Source organism: Streptomyces sp. NPDC054866 (assembly GCF_053610745.1).
In genome coordinates this window covers 481777-506554 of sequence record NZ_JBSGZA010000006.1, presented here as the reverse complement: position 1 = coordinate 506554, position 24778 = coordinate 481777, and the positions used below count along the sequence as shown (strand labels likewise).

21 protein-coding genes are annotated in these 24778 nt (G+C 71.3%); 8 read left to right on the top strand and 13 right to left on the bottom strand.

Features of this window, described 5'->3' with window-relative positions; translation table 11 throughout:
• Positions 1-106: 106 nt before the first annotated feature.
• The 8 genes from ACWGI2_RS30380 to ACWGI2_RS30345 all read right to left on the bottom strand — a co-directional run bounded on the left by ACWGI2_RS30380 (position 107) and on the right by ACWGI2_RS30345 (position 8481).
• Complete coding sequence (locus ACWGI2_RS30380) at positions 107-1447, bottom strand: cytochrome P450 family protein (protein WP_453698786.1); 1341 nt, start codon at positions 1445-1447, stop codon at positions 107-109.
• Between the two features lie 46 nt (positions 1448-1493).
• Positions 1494-1898: a type II toxin-antitoxin system VapC family toxin gene (locus ACWGI2_RS30375; protein ID WP_453698784.1), complete on the bottom strand. Its 405-nt coding sequence runs from the start codon at positions 1896-1898 to the stop codon at positions 1494-1496.
• The gene (locus tag ACWGI2_RS30370; RefSeq protein ID WP_453400201.1) at positions 1895-2176 is read right to left on the bottom strand and encodes a type II toxin-antitoxin system Phd/YefM family antitoxin; all 282 of its coding nucleotides are present in this window, start codon (positions 2174-2176) and stop codon (positions 1895-1897) included. Before ACWGI2_RS30370 ends, ACWGI2_RS30375 begins: the two co-directional genes overlap by 4 nt.
• 61 nt (positions 2177-2237) lie before the next feature.
• Positions 2238-3218, bottom strand: a complete 981-nt coding sequence (locus tag ACWGI2_RS30365; RefSeq protein WP_453698783.1) for a nucleoside triphosphate pyrophosphohydrolase — start codon at positions 3216-3218, stop codon at positions 2238-2240.
• A gap of 75 nt (positions 3219-3293) precedes the next feature.
• Complete coding sequence (locus ACWGI2_RS30360) at positions 3294-3959, bottom strand: SurA N-terminal domain-containing protein (protein WP_453400199.1); 666 nt, start codon at positions 3957-3959, stop codon at positions 3294-3296.
• 128 nt (positions 3960-4087) lie between these two features.
• Positions 4088-5626 (bottom strand): protein kinase domain-containing protein, encoded by a 1539-nt coding sequence (locus ACWGI2_RS30355; protein WP_453400310.1) that lies wholly within the window; start codon positions 5624-5626, stop codon positions 4088-4090.
• 14 nt (positions 5627-5640) lie between these two features.
• Positions 5641-6219, bottom strand: coding sequence for a hypothetical protein (locus ACWGI2_RS30350; protein WP_453698781.1), 579 nt, complete (start codon positions 6217-6219; stop codon positions 5641-5643).
• A 183-nt stretch (positions 6220-6402) separates the two neighbouring features.
• A complete protein-coding gene (locus tag ACWGI2_RS30345) occupies positions 6403-8481 on the bottom strand; it encodes an N-6 DNA methylase (RefSeq protein WP_453698780.1) in 2079 nt (692 codons plus the stop codon).
• Between the two features lie 198 nt (positions 8482-8679).
• Here ACWGI2_RS30345 and ACWGI2_RS30340 point away from each other — a divergent pair, with 198 nt between their 5' ends.
• Positions 8680-9447: a hypothetical protein gene (locus ACWGI2_RS30340; protein ID WP_453698778.1), complete on the top strand. Its 768-nt coding sequence runs from the start codon at positions 8680-8682 to the stop codon at positions 9445-9447.
• A 33-nt stretch (positions 9448-9480) separates the two neighbouring features.
• Here ACWGI2_RS30340 and ACWGI2_RS30335 read toward each other — a convergent pair whose 3' ends face one another.
• The 3 genes from ACWGI2_RS30335 to ACWGI2_RS30325 form a co-directional block, all read right to left on the bottom strand.
• A complete protein-coding gene (locus ACWGI2_RS30335) occupies positions 9481-10224 on the bottom strand; it encodes an N-acetyltransferase (RefSeq protein ID WP_453698777.1) in 744 nt (247 codons plus the stop codon).
• A gap of 102 nt (positions 10225-10326) precedes the next feature.
• Positions 10327-11073 carry an HNH endonuclease family protein gene (locus ACWGI2_RS30330; RefSeq protein WP_453698775.1) on the bottom strand — a complete coding sequence of 249 codons (747 nt, stop codon included), beginning with the start codon at positions 11071-11073 and terminating at the stop codon, positions 10327-10329.
• Positions 11070-11849 carry an MOSC domain-containing protein gene (locus tag ACWGI2_RS30325; protein ID WP_453698773.1) on the bottom strand — a complete coding sequence of 260 codons (780 nt, stop codon included), beginning with the start codon at positions 11847-11849 and terminating at the stop codon, positions 11070-11072. The genes ACWGI2_RS30330 and ACWGI2_RS30325 overlap by 4 nt, the downstream gene beginning before the upstream one ends.
• An 81-nt stretch (positions 11850-11930) precedes the next feature.
• Here ACWGI2_RS30325 and ACWGI2_RS30320 point away from each other — a divergent pair, with 81 nt between their 5' ends.
• Complete coding sequence (locus ACWGI2_RS30320; protein ID WP_453698771.1) at positions 11931-12350, top strand: nuclear transport factor 2 family protein; 420 nt, start codon at positions 11931-11933, stop codon at positions 12348-12350.
• Positions 12351-12487: 137 nt separating this feature from the next.
• Positions 12488-13246, top strand: coding sequence for a GNAT family N-acetyltransferase (locus tag ACWGI2_RS30315; RefSeq protein WP_453698769.1), 759 nt, complete (start codon positions 12488-12490; stop codon positions 13244-13246).
• A gap of 36 nt (positions 13247-13282) precedes the next feature.
• On the opposite strand, the gene ACWGI2_RS30310 is transcribed toward ACWGI2_RS30315, so the two are convergent.
• Complete coding sequence (locus tag ACWGI2_RS30310) at positions 13283-13912, bottom strand: TetR/AcrR family transcriptional regulator (RefSeq protein WP_453698767.1); 630 nt, start codon at positions 13910-13912, stop codon at positions 13283-13285.
• 215 nt (positions 13913-14127) lie between these two features.
• Here ACWGI2_RS30310 and ACWGI2_RS30305 point away from each other — a divergent pair, with 215 nt between their 5' ends.
• Positions 14128-16425 (top strand): MMPL family transporter, encoded by a 2298-nt coding sequence (locus ACWGI2_RS30305; protein ID WP_453698765.1) that lies wholly within the window; start codon positions 14128-14130, stop codon positions 16423-16425.
• A gap of 77 nt (positions 16426-16502) precedes the next feature.
• Here the strand turns inward: ACWGI2_RS30305 and ACWGI2_RS30300 are convergent, their stop codons facing one another.
• Positions 16503-17573: a saccharopine dehydrogenase family protein gene (locus ACWGI2_RS30300; protein ID WP_453698763.1), complete on the bottom strand. Its 1071-nt coding sequence runs from the start codon at positions 17571-17573 to the stop codon at positions 16503-16505.
• Between the two features lie 600 nt (positions 17574-18173).
• Between ACWGI2_RS30300 and ACWGI2_RS30295 the strand changes: the two genes are divergently transcribed.
• The 4 genes from ACWGI2_RS30295 to ACWGI2_RS30280 all read left to right on the top strand — a co-directional run bounded on the left by ACWGI2_RS30295 (position 18174) and on the right by ACWGI2_RS30280 (position 24667).
• Entirely contained in the window at positions 18174-20471 is a 2298-nt protein-coding gene (locus tag ACWGI2_RS30295) for a hypothetical protein (protein ID WP_453698761.1), read from the top strand.
• Positions 20472-20546: 75 nt separating this feature from the next.
• Positions 20547-23090, top strand: a complete 2544-nt coding sequence (locus ACWGI2_RS30290; protein WP_453698759.1) for an aminotransferase class III-fold pyridoxal phosphate-dependent enzyme — start codon at positions 20547-20549, stop codon at positions 23088-23090.
• Between the two features lie 48 nt (positions 23091-23138).
• Complete coding sequence (locus tag ACWGI2_RS30285) at positions 23139-23402, top strand: acyl carrier protein (protein WP_453400185.1); 264 nt, start codon at positions 23139-23141, stop codon at positions 23400-23402.
• The gene (locus ACWGI2_RS30280; protein ID WP_453698757.1) at positions 23399-24667 is read left to right on the top strand and encodes a beta-ketoacyl-[acyl-carrier-protein] synthase family protein; all 1269 of its coding nucleotides are present in this window, start codon (positions 23399-23401) and stop codon (positions 24665-24667) included. Before ACWGI2_RS30285 ends, ACWGI2_RS30280 begins: the two co-directional genes overlap by 4 nt.
• Positions 24668-24778 lie beyond the last annotated feature (111 nt).

Below are 24778 nucleotides of genomic sequence, written 5' to 3'. Positions count from 1 at the left end.
GACTGCGGCACGGGAGGCCGAGTCGTCGTGAACGTAGCGGCAGTCGAACGCTTGTCACAAGTCGATGCAGCGGAGATCACGTGAAAGTCACAGTCTTGACGGTCCGTCAGTTAAACGTCGTTTCAGGTGCCGAATCTTTGCTCTTCTGTGCGGGTGCGAACTCCACGGGGAGGGTGCGGAGTCCGCGCATGATGAGCCCGCCGCGCCACCTCAAATCACCAGGTTCCGCCGCGAGGCGCAGGTCAGGGAGGCGGCGCAGGAGCGTCGCGAGGGCCGCTTGGCCTTCGAGCCTGGCGAGCGGTGCGCCGAGACAGTAATGAATGCCATGGCCGTAGCCGAGGTGTTGGTTGTCGCGTCGGGAGAGGTCCAGCGTGTCCGGCTGATCGAATCGTTCGGGGTCCCGGTCGGCGGCGGCGAGGACGACGAGGACGGGGTCGCCGGCGGCGATGTCCTCCCCTCCGATCGTCAGCGGCTCGGTGGCGAACCGCCAGGTGGCGAGTTCGACGGGACCGTCGAAGCGCAGGAGCTCCTCAAGACCGGTCTCCAGGAGTCCGGTGTCGCCGTCCCTGAGAGAGTCCTGGAGGCGCTCACGCTGCTCGGGGTGGGTGAGGAGGGCGTAGGTGCCGTTCCCGATGAGGTTGACGGTGGTCTCGAACCCTGCGAAGAGAAGGATGAACGCCATCGCGGCGGCCTCGTTCTCGGTGAGGTGCTCGCCGTGGTCCGAGGCGCGGATGAGCCCGGAGATGAGGTCGTCGCCGGGTTCGAGGCGCTTGCGGTGGATCAGCTCGGCGAGGTAGCCGCGCATCTTCTTCACGGACCGGGCGACCCCGCCCCGCGGCCCTCCCCCGTGGCGGATCATCATCCCCGCCCAGTCGCGGAAGTCGTCCTGGTCCTCACGGGGCACGCCGAGCAGGTCACAGATCGCGTAGATGGGGAGCGGGAAGGCGAAGTCGTGGATGAGGTCGGCTTCCCCCTTCTCCACGAACTGGTCGATGAGCTGGTCGGTCAACTCCTGCACGCGGGGCGCGAATTCGGCGACGCGGCGGGGCGTGAAGGCCTTGGAGACGAGGCGGCGCAGCCGTGTGTGGTCCGGCGGGTCGATGTTGAGCAGATGCGTCATGAGGTTCGCGCTGCGCTCGCCGGGGATGCCGGTCTTGCTCTTCGCGTCCGAGCGCTCGCCGTGGTGGGCCGGATTCTTGCTGAGCCGCTGGTCGGCGAGCGCCTGCTTGGCATCGCCGTACCGGGTGACCAGCCAGGCCTCCACACCACTGGGCAGCCGGGTTTTGCGCACGGGCGCGTTCTCACGGAGCCAGGCGTAGGCGGGGTAGGGGTCGGTGGCGAACTCCCAGGTGAAGAGCTCCGGGATGTCCGGCCCCTGGGCCTCGGACACGGGAGCGTGAGCCCCTGCGGGGCAGGCTGCGGGAGTGGCGGGCGGCTGGTCTTGCATGGTCCTGACCGTATCCGGCCGCCCGCCCCGGCGTGCCGCCGGTCAGTTACGCCGGGGCGCTCACCGGAAAGCCGAGCTCCTCGGCCGCGCGAGCCAGCTCCTGGTCGTAGGTGACGAACTCGGTGATGTCCTGCCGGAAGGGGTCCGCGCTCGCCAGGTGGATGGCATCCAGCGTGCCGAGCCGCTCGGTGCGGTAGGCGGCTGCCCGCGCCATGACCGTGGTGGTGACATCGGCGAGGTAGACGCCGCGTACGGCCTGCCCCACAAAGAAGGGGACGCGCTGATGGTCGACGCCCGCTCGGTACAGGGTCCGGGTGATCTCCAGCCGGGTGAGCTCGCTGCCGAGCAGCTCTGTCCCGTCCGGCAGTCCGGCCCGCCAGGCGCGCAGCGCCTCGGTCTCCTTCTCCGGCTTGATGAACTTCAGCAGCGCACAGCTGTCGAGGTAGATCACCGGCGCCGCTCCCTGTCGCGCTCTTCGAGCAGCACGTCGGAAAGGCTGTCGAGTTCGGGCGCGAGATCGGTGAAGACCTCGGGCATGCCCTCCTCCGCGGGCGCGGTGACATCGCCCGATTCGAGCAGGCGCCGCAAGGTGCTCGGGGCCTCGGTCTCCGGGACCATGCGGAGGACCGGCTTGCCCCGGTCGGTGACGAGTATCGAGGCACCGGCCCTGACCCGGGCCACTGCCTTGGAAGGGTTCTGGTTCAGCTCACGCAGGCCGATGGTCTCCATACCCCTAATGTACCTACCTTGTGTAGGTACATCAATCGGTGAGAGCCCCACGGCACCGGCACTAAGCCCCCGCGCCCTCCGCGGCCAGCACCGCGTCCCGGTAGGCCCTGGCCGCCGCTCGCAGTGCCGCCTCCGGGTCCACGCCCTCTCCCTCCGCGCGCAGCGCCAGCGCGAGGAGTTCGTAGCCGACCCCTTCCCCGGAGGGGAGGGCGACCTCAAGGCCCGCCGTCCGTACCCGTGAGGCCAGCTTTGCCGCGAGGGCCAGGCCCGGCTGGCCCAGGGGAATTCCCTCCGTCACCGACGAGCGCTGCTTCTCCTCGGCCTTCGTGCGGAGCCAGTGCGCCTTCACGTCCTCCGGGGTGTCCGCCGAGTCGTCGCCGAACACGTGCGGGTGCCGGTGGATCAGCTTCTCCACGATCGTGCCCGCCACGTCGTCCACGGAGAAGGGGGACTCGTCGTCGTCCTCGGCGATCCGCGCGTGGAAGACCACCTGGAGCAGGACGTCGCCCAGCTCCTCCCGCAGCTCCTCCCTGTCGCCCTCCTCGATCGCCTCGACCAGTTCGTACGCCTCCTCGATCGCGTACTTCGCCAGGCCCTTGTGCGTCTGCTGGGACGACCAGGGGCACTCGGCCCGGATCTGGTCCATGACCTGGACGAGGTCCAGGAGCCGCGCGCCCGGCAGGTCGTACGACGCCGGGAGCAGTTCCAGGTCGGGCATCGAGACGCGGCCCGAGCCCGCGAGCCTCGCCAGGCCGTCCGTCAGGGCGCGGTCACCCTCGGCCGTGGCGATGACAAGGACCGTGCGGTCTCCGGCGCACGCCTCCACCAACTCCTGGGCCGTGGGCGACGCCTGGCCCACCCGCACGCCCGCCTCGCGCAGGTACGGCAGCTGGGGGTGCGTGGCGTCGGCGCACAGGACCTCGTCGGCCCCGTGCAGGGCCTGCCACGCGGGCCAGGAGAGCAGGCCGGGGGCCACCCGGTGGCTCGTGGTGAGGAGGATGACGCGGCCGGGAGCGTCGGCCGGGGGCGTGGTTTCGTTCACCCGTCGAACGTAACCCACGCCACTGACAGCCCCCGCACGGTGTTCTTGTGCCTGGTGTTCTTACGCCTGCTGTTCTTATGCCTGCTTGGGGCCCGCCGCGCCGTCCCCGGACACCTCGCGCACCCACGGCGTCTTGGAGTCCGCGCGCTTGCTCTTCTCCACGTCCCACGTGCCGTACCGCGGGTTCAGGTCCACGTCCAGCTTCTTGGAAGCCTTGGAGAGTTCCTTCCAGAAGACCGCCTGGCCCTCCGGCGCGTTCATGTCCACGCCCAGCTTCTTCGCCAGCTTCTGGGCCTCGATCTCCGTGCGGAGGCTTTCCTCCAGGCGGGACGGGGCGACGCTGTACTGCTGGAGCCAGCCCTGTTCGAGGGCCTTCTTGCCGCCCGCCTGCTGTTCCAGGCCCGCTCTCATGGTCTGGATGTCGCGGCGCGAGACGTCGACCCCGGCGTCGGCAGCCGCCTGGTGCAGCACCTTGTCCAGGACCATCGTGTGCAGCGTGCTGCGAGTGAGGCCGCCTGACTTGGCGATGGCCTGCTCGTACTGCTGCTCGTCCGGGATCGCGGCGCGCTGCGCGTCGCGCACCTCGTTCACCCGGCCCTCCAGCTGCGAGACCGTGATCCGGTCGTTGCCCACGACGGCCGCGGCGCCCGGGTGGGCTTCGCTGCCGCAGGCGGTCAGGAGGGGGGCCGCGGCGATCGCGGCGGTGGAGAGGACGAGCGCGGTGCGACGGCGGCGGTGCAAGTGAGCCTCCCGAGGAGATTGTGCGGCGGTGCACAAAGTCTTGCGGTGATCGATGTTAGGGAGTGGCCGGTCTCTCGGCCACCCATTCGACCAACGATTCGACGGGAATTGGGGTACGTTCCCCGCCTTCAGCCCCGCACCTGGCCCAGCCACTGCAACGTACGCCGGATCTCCGCCGGGAACGGATGACCGACCCCGTGCATCCGCTCGGCGTCCATGAGCAGCCGCGCCAGCGTGTCGTGGGCCGCCGCGCGGTCGCCGAGGGCGAGGAGCAGGTGGCCGATGCGGCGGCGGATGTCGAGGGGGCGTTCGCGGTCGTCGGAGGCGTAGCGGTTCTCGTAGTAGGGGAGCAGGGCGCGGTACTCCGCGAGTGCCGCCGCCGGTTCGCCGAGCTGCTCCAGGCACTGCGCGGCCTCGTAGCGGAACTGGAGGGAGTGCGGGTCGGCCTGGCCGGACTCGGCGGCGCGCTCGTCGGCGAGGCGGCGCAGTTCGGGCAGGGCGCGGCGGTACTGACCGTCGTCCATGAGCGTCGCCGCGTACTGCTTGCGCAGGGAGCGGACCACCGGGGAGTGCTCGCCGTGCTTGGCGGCGGCCGCGGGCAGGATCGAGCCGAGGATGTCCACAGCCTGTGTGATGCGGCCCTCGCCGAGGAGCCGCTTGACCTCGTCGACCGCGTGCACGACGTCGGTGTGGCTGCCGGGGGTCTGCCGGTGGTCGGTGCGGTCCGGCTGGATGGCGGGGGCGGGCGCCGGTGTGGTCGCGCGGTCGGGCCACGGGGCGTGCGGGCGCAGGAAGGGGCGGGTGGGGTCGAGCGGGCCGCCGGTGGGGATGCCGCGCGCGGGGAGCAGCGGGGCCAGTTCCTCGTAGACCTCCTGGGCGCTGCCGTGCCGGTGCTGGGGGTCCTTGGCGAGGAGCCTGAGCACCAGGGCTTCGAGGGCCTCGGGGACCTCGGCACGCAGGCGGCGGACCGGGAGCGGCGGTTCGTAGAGGTGGCGGTGCAGGACGCCGAGCGCGGTCGATCCGCTGAACGGCACGTCGCCGCTGAGGAGTTCGTGGAGGAGGACGCCCAGGGCGTAGAGGTCGGTGTACGGGCCGACCGCGCCGCCCATCGCCTGCTCGGGGGCCATGTACGCGGGGCTGCCGATGGGCGAACCGGTGTGCGTGAGGCGGGTGGTGTCGGTGTCCATCACCGAGGCGATGCCCAGGTCGAGGATGCTGATCGTGCCGTCCTGCTTGACCATCACGTTCCGCGGCTTGAGGTCGCGGTGCACGATCGGCACGGCGTGCACCGCGGAGAGCACGGCGCACAGCTGCGCGGCGATCGCGACGGCCCACTGCCACGGGTAGGGGTCGTGCTCGGCGAGGTGGTCGCCGAGGTCCGCCCCGTCCACGTACTGCATGACGAGGTAGAGGTCCTCGCCCTCCGTGCCCGCGTCGTGGACGGTGACCAGGCCCGGGTGGTCGACCTGCGCGGTGACACGGCACTCGCGCACGAAGCGGCGGCGCAGTTCGTCGGCCTCGGCGCCCGCGACCCGGTCGGGGCGCAGGAGCTTGACCGCGACGCGGCGGTCGAGACGCTGGTCGTACGCCGTCCAGACCTGGCCCATGCCGCCCTGGCCGATGAGCGTGGAGAGTTCGTAGCGTCCGGCTACGACACGGCCCCCGATCCCCGGTGTCACGGTCAGTTGCCGCCTTCCTGCTTGCGCAGGTAGTCACTGAGCTCGTCGAGCTCAGCCTGTACTTGGTGGATGCGGGCCGGTGCGGGGCGCGTGGGCGGGGGCGGCGTCTGCTGGACCGGCGGCTGGTGCAGTTGGGTGGGCTGGAGATGTACCGGGCCGGGGGCGGGGGCGGGTCCCGGCTGCTGCGGGTAGCCGTACGCGGGCTGCGGGGTCGCGTAGCCGCCGTACTGCTGCTGCCGGTAGCGGCTGAAGTGCCGTATGTCCGCGAACAAGTAGTAGGCGACCGCGGCGAGGAGCGTGGTCAGGAGCACCACCATGCCCGCGTTGCCCGGCCCCTGGAACTCCTCGTCGCCCGGATCGACGCCGACGAGGATGAGGGCCGTCACGTCGAGCGCGGTCACGAGGCCGAAGAACACCCAGTCGTACGCCTTGCGGGTCACGATCGCGAGCCGCAGCATCGGCGCCCAGGCGAGCAGGCCGCACGTCACGACGGCGAGGACCACGAACAGCACGCGCAGCGTCACATACGTGCTGCCGGGGGTCGGCGGCGGTTGCTGCGGCGCATAGCCGTGGCCGTGCATGGCTGCTCCTGGTGCCTGATGCGGCCGCACGTTCCGTCGGGGGAACGCACGGCCGAAAGTCGAAATACGAACTGGTACGGATTCGAGCGTATAGGCCGACAAGGAGAAGCGGTCCCGGCTTGTACCGAACCGTTGCCGTACTGGTCACGTCCCGATCGCGGGCACCGGCGGAACCCGGTTGTGTCACTCCGGCGGAAGCGTGCCGTCCGTCAGTCCGTCGTGCAGGCCCCGCACCAACTGCTCGCCCAGCCTGCCCGCGAGACGCAGGGAGTCCTCGAAGGCGGCGAGCGCGCGGAACCGCTCTCCGTAGCGGCGCTGTCCCTCCAGCGGCAGGCGCGGCAACCGCAGCCTGCGGATGTCGAGCCGGGCCGCGGTGGACGCGTAGCTGCTCGCCTGGCGGTTGTTGGCGGTGCCGCGCAGGAAGCCCGCGAGGAACCACGGGTCAAGGGCGGCCGGATCGGGGCGCAGGAGAGTGAGCCCCCGGCCGAGCGCGGCGCCCGCCGTGGTCTCGTCGATGACGCGGGCCGCGGTGCCGCCGCCGGAGACGGGGATGACGACGTCACCGGGCCGGGTGACTACGGAGTCGGTCTGGTCGGCCTCCCGAGCGGCAGTACCCGAGGGTGTGGTCCCGGCCAGGACGTCGTGTTCGGTGAGGACCGTTGCCCCGGGGGCGGCGTCCCCCGTCCCCGTACGCAGCAACAGCGCGTCCGCGCGGGCCAGTTCCCCCACGGTGGTGACGGGCCAGTGGGCAGCTTCGGCGGACTCTGCGGACTCGGCGGGCTCGGCAGGCGGCGGCATGAGGTCGGCCGTCCGCCGCACGGCGTCCCCGAGCCGCTCGCGGACGGCGGTCAGCTCCCGCACCCCGCCGCCCGTGGCCGGTGGCGGCAGCCGGCGGGCCGGTGCCAGGTCGACCTCGTCGTCGAGGACTTCGAGCACCGGCACGCAACGGGCGAGCCCCGGCTGTTCGTCGACCGTGCCGTACCGGTCGAAGCTCCGCCAGACATCGACCACGGCGTCCTGCACGGGCCGCCACGCCTGCCGATCCCTGCCGTCGGCCACGGAGAGCCCCGCGGTCTCGACGAGGAGCAGCGCGGGCGGGGGCTGCGCGCCGGGCACTGGCCTCTTCAACACCCATACGTGCAGGGGGATGTTGTACGGGGGCGCGGCGCCGGCGGGAAGCGCGATCACAGCGCGCAGGGCGCCCCGGCGAAGGAGGTCGGCGCGGACGCGACGGCCCGAGCGGCGGGAAGCGGCGGCGGGCGGCATGAGCAGGACGGCGGTGCCGCCGTCCCGGAGCCGGGCCAACGCGTGCTGGACCCAGGCGAGTTCGGACTCCGTACGAGCCGGGAAGCCGTACTCCCAGCGGGGGTCGTAGGCGAGTTCGTCGTGCCCCCAGTTGCGCTCGTTGAACGGCGGGTGACAGAGCACGGCGTCGGCCCGCGCCTCGCCGAAGGCGTCCGCGCGCAGGGTGTCGGCGGCGGCGGCGCGGACGGTGGCGTCGGAGTGCAGGGCGAGACGCAGGGCGGTGAGGGCGGCGAGTTCGGGGGCGCTGTCCTGGCCGTAGAGGCACTGGCCCGGCCGCGGGGCGACGGCTCGCAGCAGGGCGCCGGTCCCGCAGGCGGGATCGAGCACGGCCTGCGCGGACCCGGCGAGCGCGGCCATCAGCTCGGCGGGCCCGGCCGGAGTGAGCGTGTACTGCCGGGGGTTGGCATCAATGTGCCGCCCGATCAGAAACTCGTACGTCTGCCGGGCCCCCAACTCGGAGGCGAGCTCGGCCACGCCGCGCAACAGCGGGACGGAGGGCAGGAGTTGGGCAGGGCTCGGTACGCGCACGGCTGCCTGGAGCGGGCCGGCTCCGGCGGCGGGACCGCCGAACCGCGGCGTGAGGACCTGCTCAAGGGCTTCCGGAAGCAACTCCGCCATCCGCTCGTCCGACACCGCGCTCACCTGGAGCCAGTCCGGGTGGCGGTCCCGCACGAGGAGCAGGGCGCAGCCCGCGTGGAGGAGGGCGGTGACCGGGCCCTCTGGGTGGCCCGCGAGGTGCTGCCAGACTCGCTCCTTGAGCGGCACTTCGCCCAGCTTGCCCTGGGCGCGCAGCCACTCCTCGACCTCCGCGAGCGCGAAGGAGGGGCTGGTCTCGGTGCCGCCGACCGGCTTGGGGAAGTCGGGGTGGCGGCGGCGCCAGTTGCTGACGGCCGCCCGGCCGACGCCGGCGAGCCGGGCGATCCCGGCGGCGGTCACCTCTGTCGCGTTGTCCCGCACCGACTGGCTCCCCTCGGTCCCGCTGCCCCCGCCGCGCACGTGCCCCGGCGCGGCGCTGAGCGCCGATCATACCCATCCGACGAAGGACCGCTCGATTCACGAGTGTTAACTCGTTGTCCACATGGACTTGTGTTGACTCGGTTCACAGCCTCTGCTGAGATGGTCGCAGCACTTCCAAGCTCCCGTGGGGGGATCTTCATGCGACGTACGACTCTTGCCGCTGTATGCCTGGCCACCGCCGCGGCCATCGGCCTGACGGCCTGCGGCACCGAAACCGGCGGGCCGAAGAAGGAGGGGAAGGTGAAGGAGGCCAAGAAGGAGGCGGGTCCGTTCCCCGGCATGTCCGGGCCCGACATCGTCGACAAGGCCGTGAAGGCGACGACCGACGCCTCGTCGCTCAGGGTGAAGGGCAGCGTCCCGGACGAGACCGGCACCATCGAGCTGGACATGGCCTTCGACACCAAGGGGCAGTGCGCGGGCACGATGGCGATGGGCGGCGAGGGCTCGGTGAAGCTGATCACCACCGCGCGCACCGTCTACATGAAGTACGACGAGGAGTTCCTGCGCGCCCAGGGCAAGGGCGAGCCTGCGGCCGACACCCAGGCCGCCGTGGACATGCTCGCGGGCCGGTGGGTGAAGACGTCCGCGACCGGCGCCGACGCGAAGGACATCGCCTCGTTCTGCGACCTGGACGTCCTGCTCGCCGAGTTCAAGGACGTCAACTCCCCTGCCCGCAAGGGAAAGACGACCACGGTCGACGGCACACCGGCCCTCACGCTCACCGAGAGCGACGGCACCGACCGGTACACCCTCTACGTCGCCACGGAGGGCAAGCCGTATCTGCTGAAGGTCGTGAACGAGACCGCCAGGACGCCGGAGAGCCTGGCGTTCAGCGACTTCGACAAGCCCGTCGACGCGACGCCGCCCGCAGGCGACATCATGGACATCGACAAGCTCGCGGGCTGATTCCACGAGCCTCACGTGGCATGCGGCACGGCCTCACAGCACGTGCCGCACCCACACATTCGGCTCCACGTACACCGCGTACCCGCGCTCCGGCTCGCAGAGCACCGGCACCAGCGCGCCCGGCACCTCGACGGGCCCCGCGGTGTCGAACGGCAGCCCCGTCCACTCCCGCCACTGCGCGAGCGAACCGGACACCGTCATCGACGCGTGCGCCACCTTCTCGATGGCGCCGCCCGCCCGCACGTGCACCCGCAGCCACGGGTCGGCGGGCAGCCCGTCGTCCCGCTTGCGCAGTGCGTACGTGTCGATCAGCTCGGCCGGTTCGAGGTGCTTGGCGTTCGGGCGGACCGGGGCGACGACTTCCGCGAAGCCACGCGCGCGTGCGTTCTCGCGCAGCGCGGTGAGCATCCGACCGGAGACACCCTGCCCGAGGTATTCCTTCGCCACCGTTATCTCGATCGCGCTCACCGTGTCGGGCTTCCTGCCGTGCCGCAGGTCGGAGAACGCCCACAGCATGACCTGGTCCCAACCGCCGTCCGGCAGCTCACCGCGCCCGGCGGCGCCCAGCGCGAACGGCACGCTGAACGCCTTGGCCGCGACCGTGCCCCGCTCGTCCGTGGCGACCAGGACGTAGTCGGGAAGATCCTTGACGATCCTCCCGATCATCGACCACGCGATCGGGTCGTTCCCGATGAACTCCGGCCAGGTGTCGTCCATCTCCCAGAGAGGTCCGGCGAGTTCGGGCCGCTCGGCCAGCGTCGTGATCTTCAGGTCCATGTCCCGGACGGTAGCGGGCGCGGACCGGCCTGTTAAGCCATTTTTCTGTACCTACGAGTACGTACGGAACCTACGAGTACGTACGGACTGACTGACTGGGCCTCAGCGCGCATGGAACCGGCCGGGCGCCGCTGTCGAAGCACCCCCGATCGGCAGCTTCTCCCGCGGGCAGTCCGACAGGACCCGCTTCATCGCGTCCCGTTCGGCGCCCGTCACCCACACCTCGTACTTCTTCTTCACCGCCACCTGCCGCGCCACATAGGCGCATCGGTAATCCTTGTCCGGCGGCAGCCACGTGGCCGTGTCGCCGTCCCCCTTGCCGCGGTTGGGCCCCGCGTCCACCGCGAGGAGGTTGAGCGGGTCGTTGGCGAAGGCGATGCGCTTGCTCGGCGCCCACTTGCCGGCGCCCTTCTGCCAGGCGTCCGAGAGGGCGACGAGATGGTCGATGTCGACCTGGCTGCGACCACGCACGAACGTTACGTCCTTGCCGGTGTACGGATCGGGCGAGAGCACACCGGACGACACCTCACAGTCTCCGCCGTCGCGGTACTTCACGTTCTCCAGGTCGCGCTTGAGGATGTCGTCGCGGGTCCCACAGCCGTTCGAGTCCGTGTCGGCCCAGGGGCTGCCGAAGCGGTCGCGGTCGTAACCCGTCTTGGGGGCGCGGCCCTTGACGGTGAGGGTGTCGACCGCGGCGAGCGCGGGGCCCGCCTTGGCGTCGGACCCCGAATTACCGTCGGGTCCGGAGGAGCCGTCGGTCTTCTCCTCCGGGGAGCAGCCCGTGACGGATCCGGTGACGACGGCCGCGAGCAGCAGCGCCGTTCCAACTCCCCTGCCGCGAAGCCTCACTGGACGGTCACCCGCGCGCCGAGTGCGAGCGTGCCGGGCGTCACGACGTCCGCGTACACCCCGATGCTCATGCCGCGCGACGCGGTGAGCGTCTTGAGGATGCGATTGTCGGCCGGGAGGCCGCGCTGGGCCTGGGTGGTCATGACGCAGCGTTCGACGCGCTCGACCACGCGCAGGCTCGGGCCGCCGTCGAACGTGATCTGCCGGCCGACCCAGTCCTCCTCGATCCACGGCTCGTCGGTCTCGACCACGATGTTCTTGCGCAGCCTGCGTACGTCGACGGGATCGGAGTCGCCGAGCAGCTCGCCGAGCGCGCGCAGCGACGCGGTGCCGACGAGGGAGACGGCGCCCGCGTCCTGATGGCTCACCTCGTCCTCGCGCGCCAACTCCACGCCCGCGCCGAAGAGTTCGGGGATCCGGGGGTCGCCAGGCCGCAGCGTCTCGCCGTCCGGCGTGGTGATGACGGGGTCGTCACCCTCGAACACGGCGTCGTACTCCAGCGTCCCCGGCGTCCGCCGGAACCGGCGGCTGTTCTTGCCGCTCCCCAGCTTCCCGTCCTCGTACCGCAGGGCCCACAGCCGGTCACCGGCCACGCCCCGCTCGTCGAGTACGAGCCGCTCGCGCTCCTCCCCCAGCATCGACTTCACCGGAAAACAGACGAGCCCCACAACAGCCCCAAGCCCCACGGCACTTCCCCTCCCCTGATCCACACGCTCGGCCCACACGGTTGGCCCACGCGCTTGCGTCTCTCCCCGCCACCGTATTACCCCCGGCATTACCTCCGGCGTAATCGACCCCTCGCCCGGCCTGCGGAAGCATCAACGGCACACGCAAGAACGCCGACCTAGGAGTACGACATGACCGCCACGTCCACCGAAGATGCCACCCGCGCCGGCGTCCAGGCCTTCCTGCAGTGCAGGCTCGCGGGTGACACCGAGGGGCTCACCGCTCTCTTCGCCGACAAGGTCGACTGGATGCTGGCCGAGAACCCGGGCGTGCCGTGGATCCGGCCGCGTTCCACCGCTGCCGAGTGCGCGGCCCAGTCCGACGAACTCGCCGCGCACACCGTGCCGGAGAAGGCCGGGGCCACCGTCGACACGATGCTCGTCGACGGCAAGGACGCCGTGATCTTCGGTCAGCTGTGGGGCACTGTGCGGGCCACCGGCAAATCCTTCGAAGGCCCCTTCGTGCTGCGGCTGACCGTCGAGGACGGCCGGATCACGCGGCACCACCTCTACGAGAACAGCCGGTCGATCGCCGACGCCTGCACCCCGTGACCGGACAGGCCATGACCGGCCGAAATAGGTTCACATGACTTGGTCAAACGAACAAGTGCCGTCTACCGTCACAACAGGGAGCCAATAGCCCTCCACTAGGACATGGGCAGCCAGAGCTGCGGAAACAGGTGGTCATCGTGCAGAACACCCAGCACACCCGGCCCTCCGGGAACCCCGGGAAGTCCCGGCTCTCCCGGAACTCCAGGACGTCTCCGAACCCCGCCGTCACGGTGCGCCCCGCCGTGCCCGCCGACCTCGACTTCGTCGTCCAGGTCATGGAGACCGCCGCCACGTCCCACCTGGACCGCTGCTGCTGGGAGCCGCTCCTCGGGGAGCGGACCGAGGTCACCCGGAAGATCCTGCGCACGCTCGCGCTCTCGCCCCGCACGCACTGGTGCCACCTGTCCCGCTTCTGGGTGGCGGAGGTCTTGGCGGCAGGGGCGCCGGGTGACGCGGGCCCCCGCCCGGTGGGTGCCCTCACCGCCTACGACCCCGCGACCGACGGGCACGCCGCGATCGGCGAGCAGTGCGCCGCCCTCGCCGCGACCGCGGACTGGCCCGGCACGGCCGCCTTCGAGGACGTGTACGAGCGCCAGCAGATCTTCCAGTCCTGTCTGCCCGCGGACTACGCCGGCTCCTGGGGGATCGAGAACGTCGCCGTCGTCCCCGAGTTCCGGGGCACCGGCGTCGTCGAAGCCCTGCTCGACCACGCCCTGGACCTGGGGCGCGAGCAGGGCTACGCCTGTGCGCAGGTCCTCTGCCTCAACGGCAACACGCGGGCCCAACACACCTGGGAGCGCGCCGGGTTCGAGGTGCGTGCCGACTACCGGGGTCGGGAGTTCGAGGCGCTGATGGGCGCGCCCGGCCTCAAACTCCTGGTGCGGGAGTACGCGTAATCCCGCAGTACGCGTAACCCCGCCCTCCGGCCGCTCCTACTTGGCGCGCGTGAGGTTCAGCGTCGCCTCCAGCAGGCGCTCCAGATCGGCCGCGGAGTCCGCGTCCGCCGCCGAATCCCCCTTGCCGTCCCCCATCACCAGGTGCCGGAGCGAGAGCCCGTCGAAGCCCTGGAGGAAGAAGCGGGCGACGACGAGGGGTTCGGCGGCGTGGACGCCGTCCGTCAGGGCGAGGACGTCCGCGATGAGATCCGCCGCCGTCTCCTCCAGGTCGCGCTGGTGGCGGCGGAGCAGCTCGTGCAGATCGGGGTTGCGCACGGCGTACGTGGTCAGCTCGATGAAGAGCCGGAAGCGGCCGGGCTGTTCGCGGAGCGCCTGCCAGAGCGCCTCGGCCATCCGGCGCATGGACCGCTCGAAGTCGGCGGGCCCCTCCTCATCAGCGGGCCCGGCACCGCGGACCAGCTCGACGAGCTCGACGGTCATCTGCTCGATGACCGCGCGGTAGAGATCGCGCTTGGTGCCGAAGGTGTAGTGCACCGTCGCCTGCGCCACGCCCAGCTCGGCGGCGATGGCGCGGGTGGATCCGGCGTCGACGCCCTCGCGGGCCATCAGCTCGATGGCGGCTTGGACGAGTTGCGGACGCCGCTCGGCGGCGGGGATGTGTGCCATGGCCCCAGAGTATCGGTGAGAGCGACTCAATCAGTCGACCCTGACGTACGACTTCGTCGGTCGACTTTGTCAGATGACCAACTTGTGCGTATGGTGGTCGGCGTAGGCAGGCGAAGGGGCTGTTCTCCCGGCCCCGCGCCACGTACGCACCCCGTACGCACCCTGTATGCACCCCGTGTGACCCCGTGTGACCCCGTGTGATGGAGGCACCTCCCATGGCCCTGCTCCTCTACCGATTGGCCGGGCTCTGCTATCGGCGCCGCCATGCCGTGGTGGCCGTCTGGCTCGTCCTGCTGCTCGCGGTCGGCGGGCTCGCCGCCGCCTTCTCCGGCAAGACCACCGACGAGTTCCGGGTGCCGGGCACCGAGGCGCAGACCACCATCGACCGCATCTCGGACCGCCTTCCCGAGTACGCGAACGCTTCGGCGCAGGTCGTCTTCGCCGCCCCCGATGGGCAGTCGCTCACCACGCCCGAGCGGCGCGAGGCGGTCTCCGCCGCCGCGGCGGCCATCGGCAAGGCGGACGGCGTGGCCCAGGTGATCGAGCCGTTCTCCGCGCAGGCGGTGTCCAAGGACGGCCGGATCGCCCTCACCCAGGTGGTGTTCGACACCCGCCTGCACGACCTCGGCGACGGGCCGCGCGACGCGGTGCGCGAGGCCACCGAGAGCGCCGAAAAGGCAGGCGTCCAGGTCGAGTTCGGCGGTGACGCCTACACGCCGACGGTGGCGGTGGAGGGCGGCGAGGTCATCGGCGTCGGCGTCGCGGTGCTCGTCCTGCTCATCACCTTCGGCTCGATGCTCGCGGCCGGTCTTCCGCTGCTCAGCGCCCTGGTCGGCGTGGGCCTCGGCATGGCGGGGCTGCTCGCGCTGACCGGCTCGTACGACATTATCTCCACGGCGCCCGTGCTCGCCCTGATGATCGGCATGGCGGTCGGCATCGACTACGCCCTGTTCATCGTGTCCCGCCACCGGCAGAACCTCGCCGAGGGCATGGAGCCGCGGGAGGCGGCGTCGCGGGCGGGCGGCACGGCGGGCAGCGCCGTGGTCTTCGCCGGGGCGACCGTGGTCGTGGCGCTCGCCGGGCTCGCGGTGGCCGGGGTGCCGTTCCTGACCGTGATGGGTCTTTCGGCGGCCGGTGCCGTGATCATCGCGATGCTGATCGCCGTCACGCTGCTGCCCGCCCTCTTCGGATACGCGGGCCGCTCGGTCGACCGCCTGCGCCTGCCGGGACTCGGCGGCGGCAAGAAGAAGCCGGGCAGCGGGAAGCCGTCGGCGGGCGAGCGCTGGGTGCGCGGTGTCGCGCGGCGCCCCGTCCTCGTACTCATCGCCTGCCTGGTCGGCATCGGGGCGGTTGCCATCCCCGCGAAGGACCTGCGGCTCGGTCTCCCCGGCAACGGGTCCTACCCCGAGAGCACCTCGGCCCGCCAGGCGTACGACCTGGTCAGCGAGGGATTCGGGCAGGGCTTCAACGGGCCGCTCATCGCGGTCGCGGAGGCAAAGGGGGCGGGCGGCCCCCTCTCCGAGGACGGCGTCAAGCAACTCGCCCAGAAGCTCGGGCAGTTGCCCGGCGTCTCGACGCTCCTCCCGCCGTCCGTCGACAAGTCGGGGCAGCTCGCAGCGATCCCCGTGATCCCCAAGGGCGGCCCGGATTCCCAAGCCACCGAGGACCTAGTCGCGGACATCAGGGGCGAGGGCGAGCGCACGGCGGACAGCGCCGGGATGAAGCTCACCGTCACCGGCACCACCGCGGCCAACATCGACGTGTCGAAGAAGCTGAGCGACGCGCTCGCGCCGTTCATCGCGGTGATCGTCGGCATCTCGCTCATCCTGCTCGCGCTGGCGTTCCGCTCGCTGCTCGTCCCGCTCAAGGCCGTGGTCGGCTTCCTGCTGAGCATCGCGGGGTCCGCCGGAGCGGTGGTGGCGGTCTACCAGTGGGGCTGGCTCTCGGACTTCATCGCGGTGCCGAAGGTGGGGCCTGTGGTGAGCTTCCTGCCGATCCTCCTGATCGGGGTGCTCTTCGGTCTCGCCATGGACTACGAGTTGTTCCTCGTCTCCCGCATGAAGGAGGAGAGTTCACGCGGGGCGGCCCCGAAGGACGCGGTGATCGCCGGGTTCCGGGACGGTTCGCGTGTGGTGGTGGCCGCCGCGCTGATCATGATCTCGGTCTTCGCCGGATTCGTCATCGGCCACGATCCGATCGTGCAGCCGATCGGGTTCGCGCTCGCCATCGGCGTGTTCATCGACGCCTTCGTGGTGCGGATGGCGCTGGTCCCCGCCGTCATGACCCTGCTCGGCAAGTCCGCCTGGTGGTTCCCGCGCTTCCTGGAGCGGACCGTGCCGCACGTCGACATGGAGGGCGAGCGGCTCTCGGCGCAGCTTGCGGGCGGTACGTCGGCCGGGGCGGAGCGGGACGCAGCGGCGGCCGCCGATGGAGACGGCGAAAGCGACTTGGTCGACAGTCACGCGGGCGGCATCGACCGCTCCTCCGCAGAACGGCGTGGGGCCGGTAAGTGACCCCTCCCCACGCACCGCGTCCGGTTCCGGGCAACACCATTCCCCCGTCGCCCCGGAACCGGTCGGGCTTGGGCCGGCTACGCGCCCGCGTCGCCGGCCCAAGCCGTCAGGCCGTGCGCGGCCAGTGCCTCGGGCACCTCCGCGAGGCCCGCCGCCTCCTCGATGTGGTGGACGCCGGTGGGCACTTGACCCTCGTACACCCGCGCCGCGACCTCCGCCGCGGTGAGCCCGGTGAAGCGGGACTGCGACGTGGCGGTCAGCGCCCGCGTCGCCCGGCGGCCGCCCCGGTGCGCGTCGACCCGCACCGCGAACCGGTCGCCGCCCAGGTGGATGCGGGTGAGCGAGGCGGTGAGCGCCCCGTCGAGCCGGGCCCGGCGCGCGGCCCGGAAGACCCCCGCCCTGCGCAGCCCGAACAGCAGGCCCGTCAGCGCGCCGGAGTCGAGGCCGAGCCGGGTGGTGACGTCCGGGACGCCGAGGGTGCGGCGCAGGGTGTGCTGGTCGGAGAAGGGGAACGGATGGTGGGTGCGCTCCCGGCCCGGCGGCCAGGTCGCCACCCGCAGCGGCCGCGCCCCGCCCGTCCCCCCGTCCATGAGCTGGGCCACGGTCCAGCGCACCGCGTCCTTGCCGTGGGCCTCGCCCGCCCCGAGGACGACGGAGATGTCGAGGCGTTCGGCGCCGCCGACGTCATCGGCAGCCCGGCGGGCCAGCAGGTTGGTCAGGCCGGGGGCGACGCCGACGCTGAGCACGGCGGTCGCCTCCCGCTCACGGGCCAGCGCGTCGTGCCGCTCGACCTCGGTGATCAGCGCATGGGTCGCGGTGACGTCGACCAGACCGATGCCCCGCTCGAAGAGCAGACGCGCGGGATGCGCGGCCGGGGTGCGGGGCTCGACGGAGAGCACCACGAGGGAGACGCCCTCCAGCGCCTGTTCCAGTGAGGCCGGGTCGGCGAGGTCGACCCGCGCGGGGAGCAGGGCGCCGCCGCTGCCCGCGGCGAGCTCGGCGGCGCGGGCCCGGTCGCGGCCGGCGACGATCACCCGGCCCGGCAGCCTCGCCGCGAGGTCGAGCGCGGCGGTCCTGCCCACGGCCCCGTAGCCGCCGAGCACCAGGATATTCCCGTCCTGCTTCTTAGATTTCGTTAAATTCTGCATGACCCAATGAAATCAATTGGACGCGTGCCGAAGCAAGCGTTGACATCAATTGCGGGTTACCAGACACCGAACAGATTTCAACTTTCGCACTCATCCTCGGATTGCGTGACCCGCATCACGCGACGCGTCCATTGATCTGCTTGACCCGAACAACTTCGCTGCTGAATGATGACACTTGAACCAGAAAACCGGGCAACGACGCCCGGCTACGTTCGACAACGGGGGCCCCACATGTGTCAGTTCATCATCGCCGAGTCGTAGACCACGACTGAGGGCGATTCCTCAACTTCTCTCAGGGTTTCTGCATAAGTGCAGGTCAAGCACGAGCTTGGCCTAGTTTGCGATGCCTTGATTCAGGCTTTACGCCTTCCTTGCCATACCCTCGCACGAGGTCTTCACATGTGCGACTGAAGGCCTTTGCGATGCCCTTTTCCGTTTACCCGTATGGGAGCAGCAAAGGTGTCATCGAGCTCATCCAAAGAATCGGAAAGCGCATTAAGCAACCGCTTCTCAGTCCTCTCCATCAGTAAAAGAGCGGACTTCCACGAGCGGGTCGCCACCGGGTTGAACGACCTTATGGGAGAGTCCGCCGACCCCTCCATGAGCACCCCGGTCTACCGTGAAACTCTGGCCAGATCCCGACGTTTTCTCGACCGGGCGGTACCCGGCCTCGACATACGGATCGTCACCGCGGACAGCACTGCGGCAGCCGCCCGAGCTGTCCGAGAATCGACCCTCCCCGCCGCCCTCTCGCTGGTCCTGATCGACGCCGACGGAGCGGGCCTGAGCGCCGACCCCTTCGACCGCTCGCTCCCCGAGGCCCTGGAGCAGCTGGCCGACGATCTGCCCGAGCCGCTGCGCGCCACACTCTCCGCGCACAGCACCTACGTCTACGGGATCGGCGGCGCTCCCGAGAGCCTCGCCGCCGCCCAGGTCGCCCGCCCCTACGTGCTGCGCGCCCTGCCCGCCGACGCCTGGGTCCTCGCGGCCGACGTCATCTGCGCGTTCACCGACCACGTCCAACTGCGGCACACCGGCTCCGCCCTGCGCGCGGCCACCAAGAAGGGCCCATCGGCGCTGGCCGCAGCCCTGCACGACTTCCTCGGCCGGCAGCCCCGCGCCGAGAGCGACGGACCCTGGGGGCTGCACTACTACACGGGCTCCGTGGTCTCCGGCACCATCTCCGACCTGGACCGCCTCGCCACCTCCACCGGCAACCCGGTCCTTCGCGGGCCGAGCGAACACAGCCTGGCCAGCGGGGCGTTGGCGCGCTGGCAGCTCGACCGGGCGCCCTTCGTGATCGTCGTGACCAGCGGCATGGTCGACGAGTTCCGCGGCACCCTGGCCAACCTGCGCGACGCCCGCGCCCGCGGCTTCGTCATCTGCGCCGACACCCCGCCCGACGCGTGGTTCCCCTTCCAGGGCACGGTCCACGCGGCCGAGGACTCCCGCGCCGTGCTCGCCGCCAAGGGCATCCCGTACGTGTATCTCGACGACCCGGAGCGCATCGCGGACGACCTCGCCAAGGCGTACGCGGCGTACCACGCGCACCGCGGCCCGGTGTTCCTGCTCGCCACGCCCGCCGTGCTCGACGCGACGGGCACCGCGAGCGAACTGAACCGGCCAGAAGCCGTCGAGCCGCCCGCGACCGCCGCCCTCCAGGTCGAGGAGAGCGACCTCGAACCGGTGCTCCGCATCGTCAACTCCGAGCCCAGCAGGCTCCTTTGGCAGTGCGGATCGCTGGACGCGGAGGAGTCCTGGCTGGTCCACGACATCGCCTCACGGGCGGGTGTCGGCCTCGCCGACTCCCTCACCCGGCCCGGCAGCGTGGGCCGCCACCGCGACGGATCCGTGGTCGAGGAGTATCTGGGCACCCTCGGCCTGTACGCCTTCTCCTCACGCGTCCACGCCTATCTGCACGAGGACGGCAGGCTGCGTCCGCGCGGCGAACAGGCCCTGTTCTTCCTCAAGAGCCGCCTGGGCGAGGCGGCCACACCCTTCTCGCCCCGGACGCTCGGCCGCCAGCTGCGCATCGTCCAGGTCAGCAACGACAAGGCGCACCTCGCGCCCTACGCCGACCACCCCGTGCACGCCGACGCGCGCGCCTTCCTCAAGGCCGTACGGGAAGGCCTCGACGTCACGCCCAGCGTCCTCGACGTACGCAAGGAGGCCATCGCTCGCACCCGCGACAGCGCGTCCGACGTGATCCACGGGCTTCCCGTGCTCCCGATGAGCGCCAACTACTTCTTCCAGCACCTTCGCACCGTGCTGGAAGACCTCATCACCCGGCACGGCTACACCTATACGGGCGTCTTCGACGTGGGGCGCGGCGGCATCTCCGCCGTCCGCAACCTGCCGCGTACGGGGCCTGGCTTCTCCGGCTGGTACGGCAGGGCGCTGATGGGCGACGCGCTCCAGGCCGTGCCCACCGTCGCCCTGACCCGCGACGACAACGTCCTCGCGTTCATCGGTGACGGCGCCGCGTCCCTCGTACCGGACATCACGCCGACCCTCGTGCAGCAATCCGCGCTCTACGGACGGCGGTTGAGGCAGAACGTCACCGTCTTCCGCCTGGTCGACGGCGGCCACTCCGTCATCCGCACCTACCACGAGGGCCGCACCGGCGCCGAGTCCAGCCGCCAGACCCAGGTGCTCTCCCTCCTGGAACCGGAGTGGACCCGCCGCTACGGCGACCTCACCGTCCGCCACCGGCACATCACCGACGCGGCCAGGACCGATCTGCGCGGCCTGCTCCAGCAGCGCGCCGCCGTCACGTTCGCCTCGGTCCTGCTCTCCCACAACAACGAGGGCGACGGCCTGAGCCTGCTCTCCTCGCTCGGCTGGCAGCGCGACGACCTGCCCGAGCTGACCTTCGCCATGGCCCGCGCGGCCCGCTGACCCACCTCCGTAGAAGAACCGCAGAAGAACCGCAGAAGACGTCTCCTGACAACCACGAATCGGAGTCATCTCCCCATGCCGGCCACCTTCGGCTTTCTCGCTCACCCCATCAGTTCCGGCCACCGCAACCAGGTCCGCGCCCTCGACCTGCTCGGCCGCCTCTTCGACGACCACCGCGGCACACCCGAGCCGCCCGGCACCCGCCGCCACCACGTGCCCGTGCCGCTCCTCACCTCCGTGACCTCCGCGACCGGCGCCACCGCGACCGGCGAGGTCCGCCATCTCCCCTACACCGCCCAGCAGTTGCTCGCCCGCCCGACCACCGCACGGGACCTCGTCGTCGCCGAGGTCAGCGCACTGCGCGAGGAGGCGGGCGCGCAGCTCGTCGGCCTCGGCGGCGCGACCTCCATCGTGGGCGACCGCGGCCTGTGGACCGCCGAACAGGTCGGCGTCCCCGTCACCAGCGGCAACTCCCTGACCGTGTACGCCGCCCACGCCGAAATCGCCCACGTCGTACGGCTGTTGGGGCTCGCCCCGGAGCATGCGCGGGTCGCCGTCGTCGGCTACCCCGGCTCCATCGGCCTGGCCATCGCGAAGCTGCTGCTCGCCGACGGCCACCCGCTCGACCTGGTGGCCCGCATCGGCACCCAGACGCCCGAGCGGCTCCTGCGCCATCTGGACCCGGTCCACCACGACCGGGTGCGGCTCGTCGAGGACGTCGCGCAGTGCACCGCCGAGACCCTCCTCTACGTCACCGCGTCCTCGGTCGGCGGCCTGGTCGACCCCGCCGCGCTGCGGCCCGGATCGATCGTGGTCGACGTGGCGCTGCCCCGCGACGTGGCCGAGCCGCCCGCGCCCGGCAGCGACGTCCTGGTCATCGACGGCGGCCTGGTCAGCGCCTCGGACGAGGTGCAGGTCGGCGACGGTTCACTGCCCGCGCCCGCACAGCAGCTCAACGGCTGCCTCGCGGAGACCATCGTGCTCGCCCTGGAAGGCCGCGCCGAGTCCTTCTCGCTGGGCCGCGAGCTGGACCTGGAGCGGGTGCGCACCATCGGCTCCCTAGCCGCCCGGCACGGCTTCAGGCCCACACCGCTCGCCTCCTTCGGGCGCACCGTCCACGACGACGACGTGGAGCGCCTGGCCCGCCACCACCGCCCTGCCAGGTCCGCCTCACCGGCGCCCGCGCCCGACACGGCGGCCGAGACGCCGCGCCGCTTCGAGCAGCACGTCAACCCGCCCATGGCCCGCCTCTTCGCCGCCCACGGCCTCGACCGGGTCTTCACCGGCGGCAGCGGCGCCACCCTGACGACGGCCGACGGCACCGACTACCTCGACTTCATCGCCGGGTACGGCTGCCTCAACCTCGGCCACAACCACCCCGAAGTCACGGGCAGGCTGCGGCAGTTCCTCGACGCCTCCGCGCCGACCTTCGTGCAGTACGTCTCCATGCCCACGCACTCCGCCGAGCTCGCCGAGCGGCTCAGCGCCCTGTCCCCCGGGCGCCTGGAGCGGGTCTTCTTCAGCAACTCCGGTACGGAGGCCGTCGAGGCGGCGCTGAAGCTGGCGCGGGCCGGCACCGGCCGCAGCCGCCTCGTCTACACGGAGAACAGCTACCACGGCAAGACGCTCGGCGCGCTCTCCGTCACCGGACGCGCAGGCCACCGCGCTCCCTTCGGACCGCTGCTCCCCGAGACCGCCGAGGTGCCGTACGGGGATCTCGAAGCCCTGGAGCGGGCCATCGAAGGGGCGGCGGGGTTCATCGTCGAGCCGGTGCAGGGCGAGGGCGGCGTCGTCCTGCCGCCGCCCGGATACCTGCGCGCCGCACGGGAGTTGTGCCGCAAGGCAGGGGCCGCGTTCATCCTCGACGAGATCCAGACGGGGCTCGGCCGCACCGGGGCACTGTTCGCCGCCGACCACGACGACCTCGAACCGGACGTCCTGTGCCTGGCCAAGTCCCTCTCCGGCGGCCTGATCCCGATCGGTGCGACACTGTGCGGTGCGGATCTGTGGGACGCCGCGTACGGCACCACCAACCGCTCCATGCTGCACTCCTCCACGTTCGGCGGCGGCAACTTCGCGGCGGCGGCAGGACTCGCCACGCTCGACGTCCTGACCGGCGAGGACCTGCCCGCCCACGCCCGCAAGGTCGGCGAACACCTGCGCGGCAGGCTCCGCGAGGTGACCGCTCCGTACGGCTTCGTCAAGGACGTGCGCGGCATCGGCATGATGACCGCCATCGAGTTCGACGGGGACTTCTCCGGCGCCGTGCGCGCCCTCACCGACGAGGCGCTCACCCGCTTCCCCGGCGATCTGCACACCCTCGTGGACTGGCTGCCCGACGAGCTGCGCGGCGCCCTGTCCGGCGTCGGCCGCGCGATGGAGTCCACGCTCGGCGACCTGATGTGCCTGCGGTTCGTCGGCACCCTGGCCCGCGACCACAAGATGCTGACCTTCGTCACCGCCAACCGCACCGGTGTCATGCGCATCCAGCCGCCGCTCGTCCTCGACACGGCACAGGCCGACCGCTTCGTCGACGCGTTCGCCGAGGTGTGCCAGGGCCTCGCGCTCCACGCCGACCTGGGCGCCTGGCAGCGGCCTGCCGCGTCGCCCGCCTCCTGAACCACTAACCGAACACACCTTCTTGCACCTGTGAAAGGAACAGCCACCATGAGCGACACCCTTCAGCAGCAGATGACGGACTACCTCGTCGACCGGCTCGGCCTGCTCCCCGAGGAGATCGGCCCGAAGGCCCGGTTCAAGGAGGACATGGGCCTCGACTCCCTCGACATGGTCGAGCTCGTCTCCCTCCTGGAGTCCCACCTGGGCGCCGCCGTCGCCGACACCGCCCTGGAGCACCTCACGACCCTTCAGGACGTCGTCACGTACCTGGAGGAGCACGGCACCACCACCACGTCCGAGGCCGCCGCGTGAGCGCCCCCCAGGGTGCCGACGCCCCCGCCCGTCGCGTCGTCGTCGTCACCGGCATCGGCCCCGTCACACCGCTGGCCATCGGTGCGAAGCACTTCCAGGTGGCCCAGATGGAGGGCCGGAGCGCGATACGCCCCATAACCCGCTTCGACGCCTCGCAACTGCCCGTCCGGATAGCCGGCGAGGTGGACCTGCCCGAGGATCTCGCCCCGGACCGGCGCACCGAGAGGATCACCGACCGGGCGACCCACCTCGCGTCCGCAGCGGCCGAACTGGCCCTGCGGGACAGCGCTCTCGACCTAGGCGCCGAGGACCCCGACCGGATCGGTGTCGTCATCGGCTCCGGTGTGGGCGGCGGCGGAAGCACGGAGGAGAACCTCCGCGCGGCCTACGAGAAGGGCGGCTACCGCGGCCTGTCCGCGCGGTTCATCCCGGCGACGATGGTGAACAGCTCGGCCGCGTGGATCGGCATCAAGTACGGCCTGACGGGACCCAGCAGCGCATCGGTCACCGCCTGCGCATCGGCGGCCGACTCCCTCGTCGCCGCCCACCAGATGATCACCAGCGGCGAGGCCGACGTCGTACTCGCCGGAGGCACCGACGCCCCGGTCATCCAGTCGGTGCTCGGCGGCTTCGCCAAGATGCGGGCGCTGTCCACGCGCAACGACGAACCGGAGCGGGCCAGCCGCCCGTTCAGCGCCGACAGGGACGGCTTCGTCCTCGGCGAGGGCGCGGCGGTCCTCGTACTGGAGGAGGCGGGGCACGCGGCGGCTCGGGGCGCGGTGCCGCTCGCGGAGTTCAGCGGGTACGGGCGGTCTTCGGACGCCTATCACATCACCGCGCCGCGGCCCGACGGCTCGGGGGCGGCCAAGGCGGTGACCGCGGCGCTGCGTTTCAGTGGGCTCGCCCCGCAGGACGTCGACCTCGTCAACGCGCACGGGACGGCTACGTCGTTCAATGACGCGGGGGAAGCGGCTGCGTTGCACTTGGCGTTGGGCGAGGCGGCTCGGCGGATTCCCGTGACCGCCACCAAGTCGCTCACCGGGCACACGTTGGGCGCCTCCGGCGCCATTGAGGCGGTGTCCGCGGTGCAGAGCATTGTCCATCGGGTGGTGCCGCCGACCGCCAATCTCGATACGCCTGACGCGGCGTTGGGCCTCGACGTCGTCGGGGCGGGGGGCCGTGAGGGCGCCGTCGACACGGTGTTGTCGAACTCCTTCGCCTTCGGCGGGCACAACGTCGTGTTGGTGTTCCAGCGGCTGGGGTGAGGTTGGAGCGGCCGGTTCTCGTCTGCGGGTCGGTTGTGGCTGGTCGCGCAGTTCCCCGCGCCCCTAAAGGGGCGACCGTCGTCCCCCCGGTTGGCACCGGGGGGACGACGG

Coding starts and splice junctions, on each gene's coding strand:
- ACWGI2_RS30290 (WP_453698759.1), top strand. CDS start 20,547: ATGCCGGCCACCTTCGGCTTTCTCGCTCACCCCATCAGTTCCGGCCAC.
- ACWGI2_RS30325 (WP_453698773.1), bottom strand. CDS start 11,849: ATGCCGGGGGTAATACGGTGGCGGGGAGAGACGCAAGCGCGTGGGCCA.
- ACWGI2_RS30380 (WP_453698786.1), bottom strand. CDS start 1,447: ATGCAAGACCAGCCGCCCGCCACTCCCGCAGCCTGCCCCGCAGGGGCT.
- ACWGI2_RS30310 (WP_453698767.1), bottom strand. CDS start 13,912: ATGGCACACATCCCCGCCGCCGAGCGGCGTCCGCAACTCGTCCAAGCC.
- ACWGI2_RS30305 (WP_453698765.1), top strand. CDS start 14,128: ATGGCCCTGCTCCTCTACCGATTGGCCGGGCTCTGCTATCGGCGCCGC.
- ACWGI2_RS30350 (WP_453698781.1), bottom strand. CDS start 6,219: ATGCACGGCCACGGCTATGCGCCGCAGCAACCGCCGCCGACCCCCGGC.
- ACWGI2_RS30370 (WP_453400201.1), bottom strand. CDS start 2,176: ATGGAGACCATCGGCCTGCGTGAGCTGAACCAGAACCCTTCCAAGGCA.
- ACWGI2_RS30335 (WP_453698777.1), bottom strand. CDS start 10,224: ATGGACCTGAAGATCACGACGCTGGCCGAGCGGCCCGAACTCGCCGGA.
- ACWGI2_RS30300 (WP_453698763.1), bottom strand. CDS start 17,573: ATGCAGAATTTAACGAAATCTAAGAAGCAGGACGGGAATATCCTGGTG.
- ACWGI2_RS30340 (WP_453698778.1), top strand. CDS start 8,680: ATGCGACGTACGACTCTTGCCGCTGTATGCCTGGCCACCGCCGCGGCC.
- ACWGI2_RS30320 (WP_453698771.1), top strand. CDS start 11,931: ATGACCGCCACGTCCACCGAAGATGCCACCCGCGCCGGCGTCCAGGCC.
- ACWGI2_RS30295 (WP_453698761.1), top strand. CDS start 18,174: ATGAGCACCCCGGTCTACCGTGAAACTCTGGCCAGATCCCGACGTTTT.
- ACWGI2_RS30285 (WP_453400185.1), top strand. CDS start 23,139: ATGAGCGACACCCTTCAGCAGCAGATGACGGACTACCTCGTCGACCGG.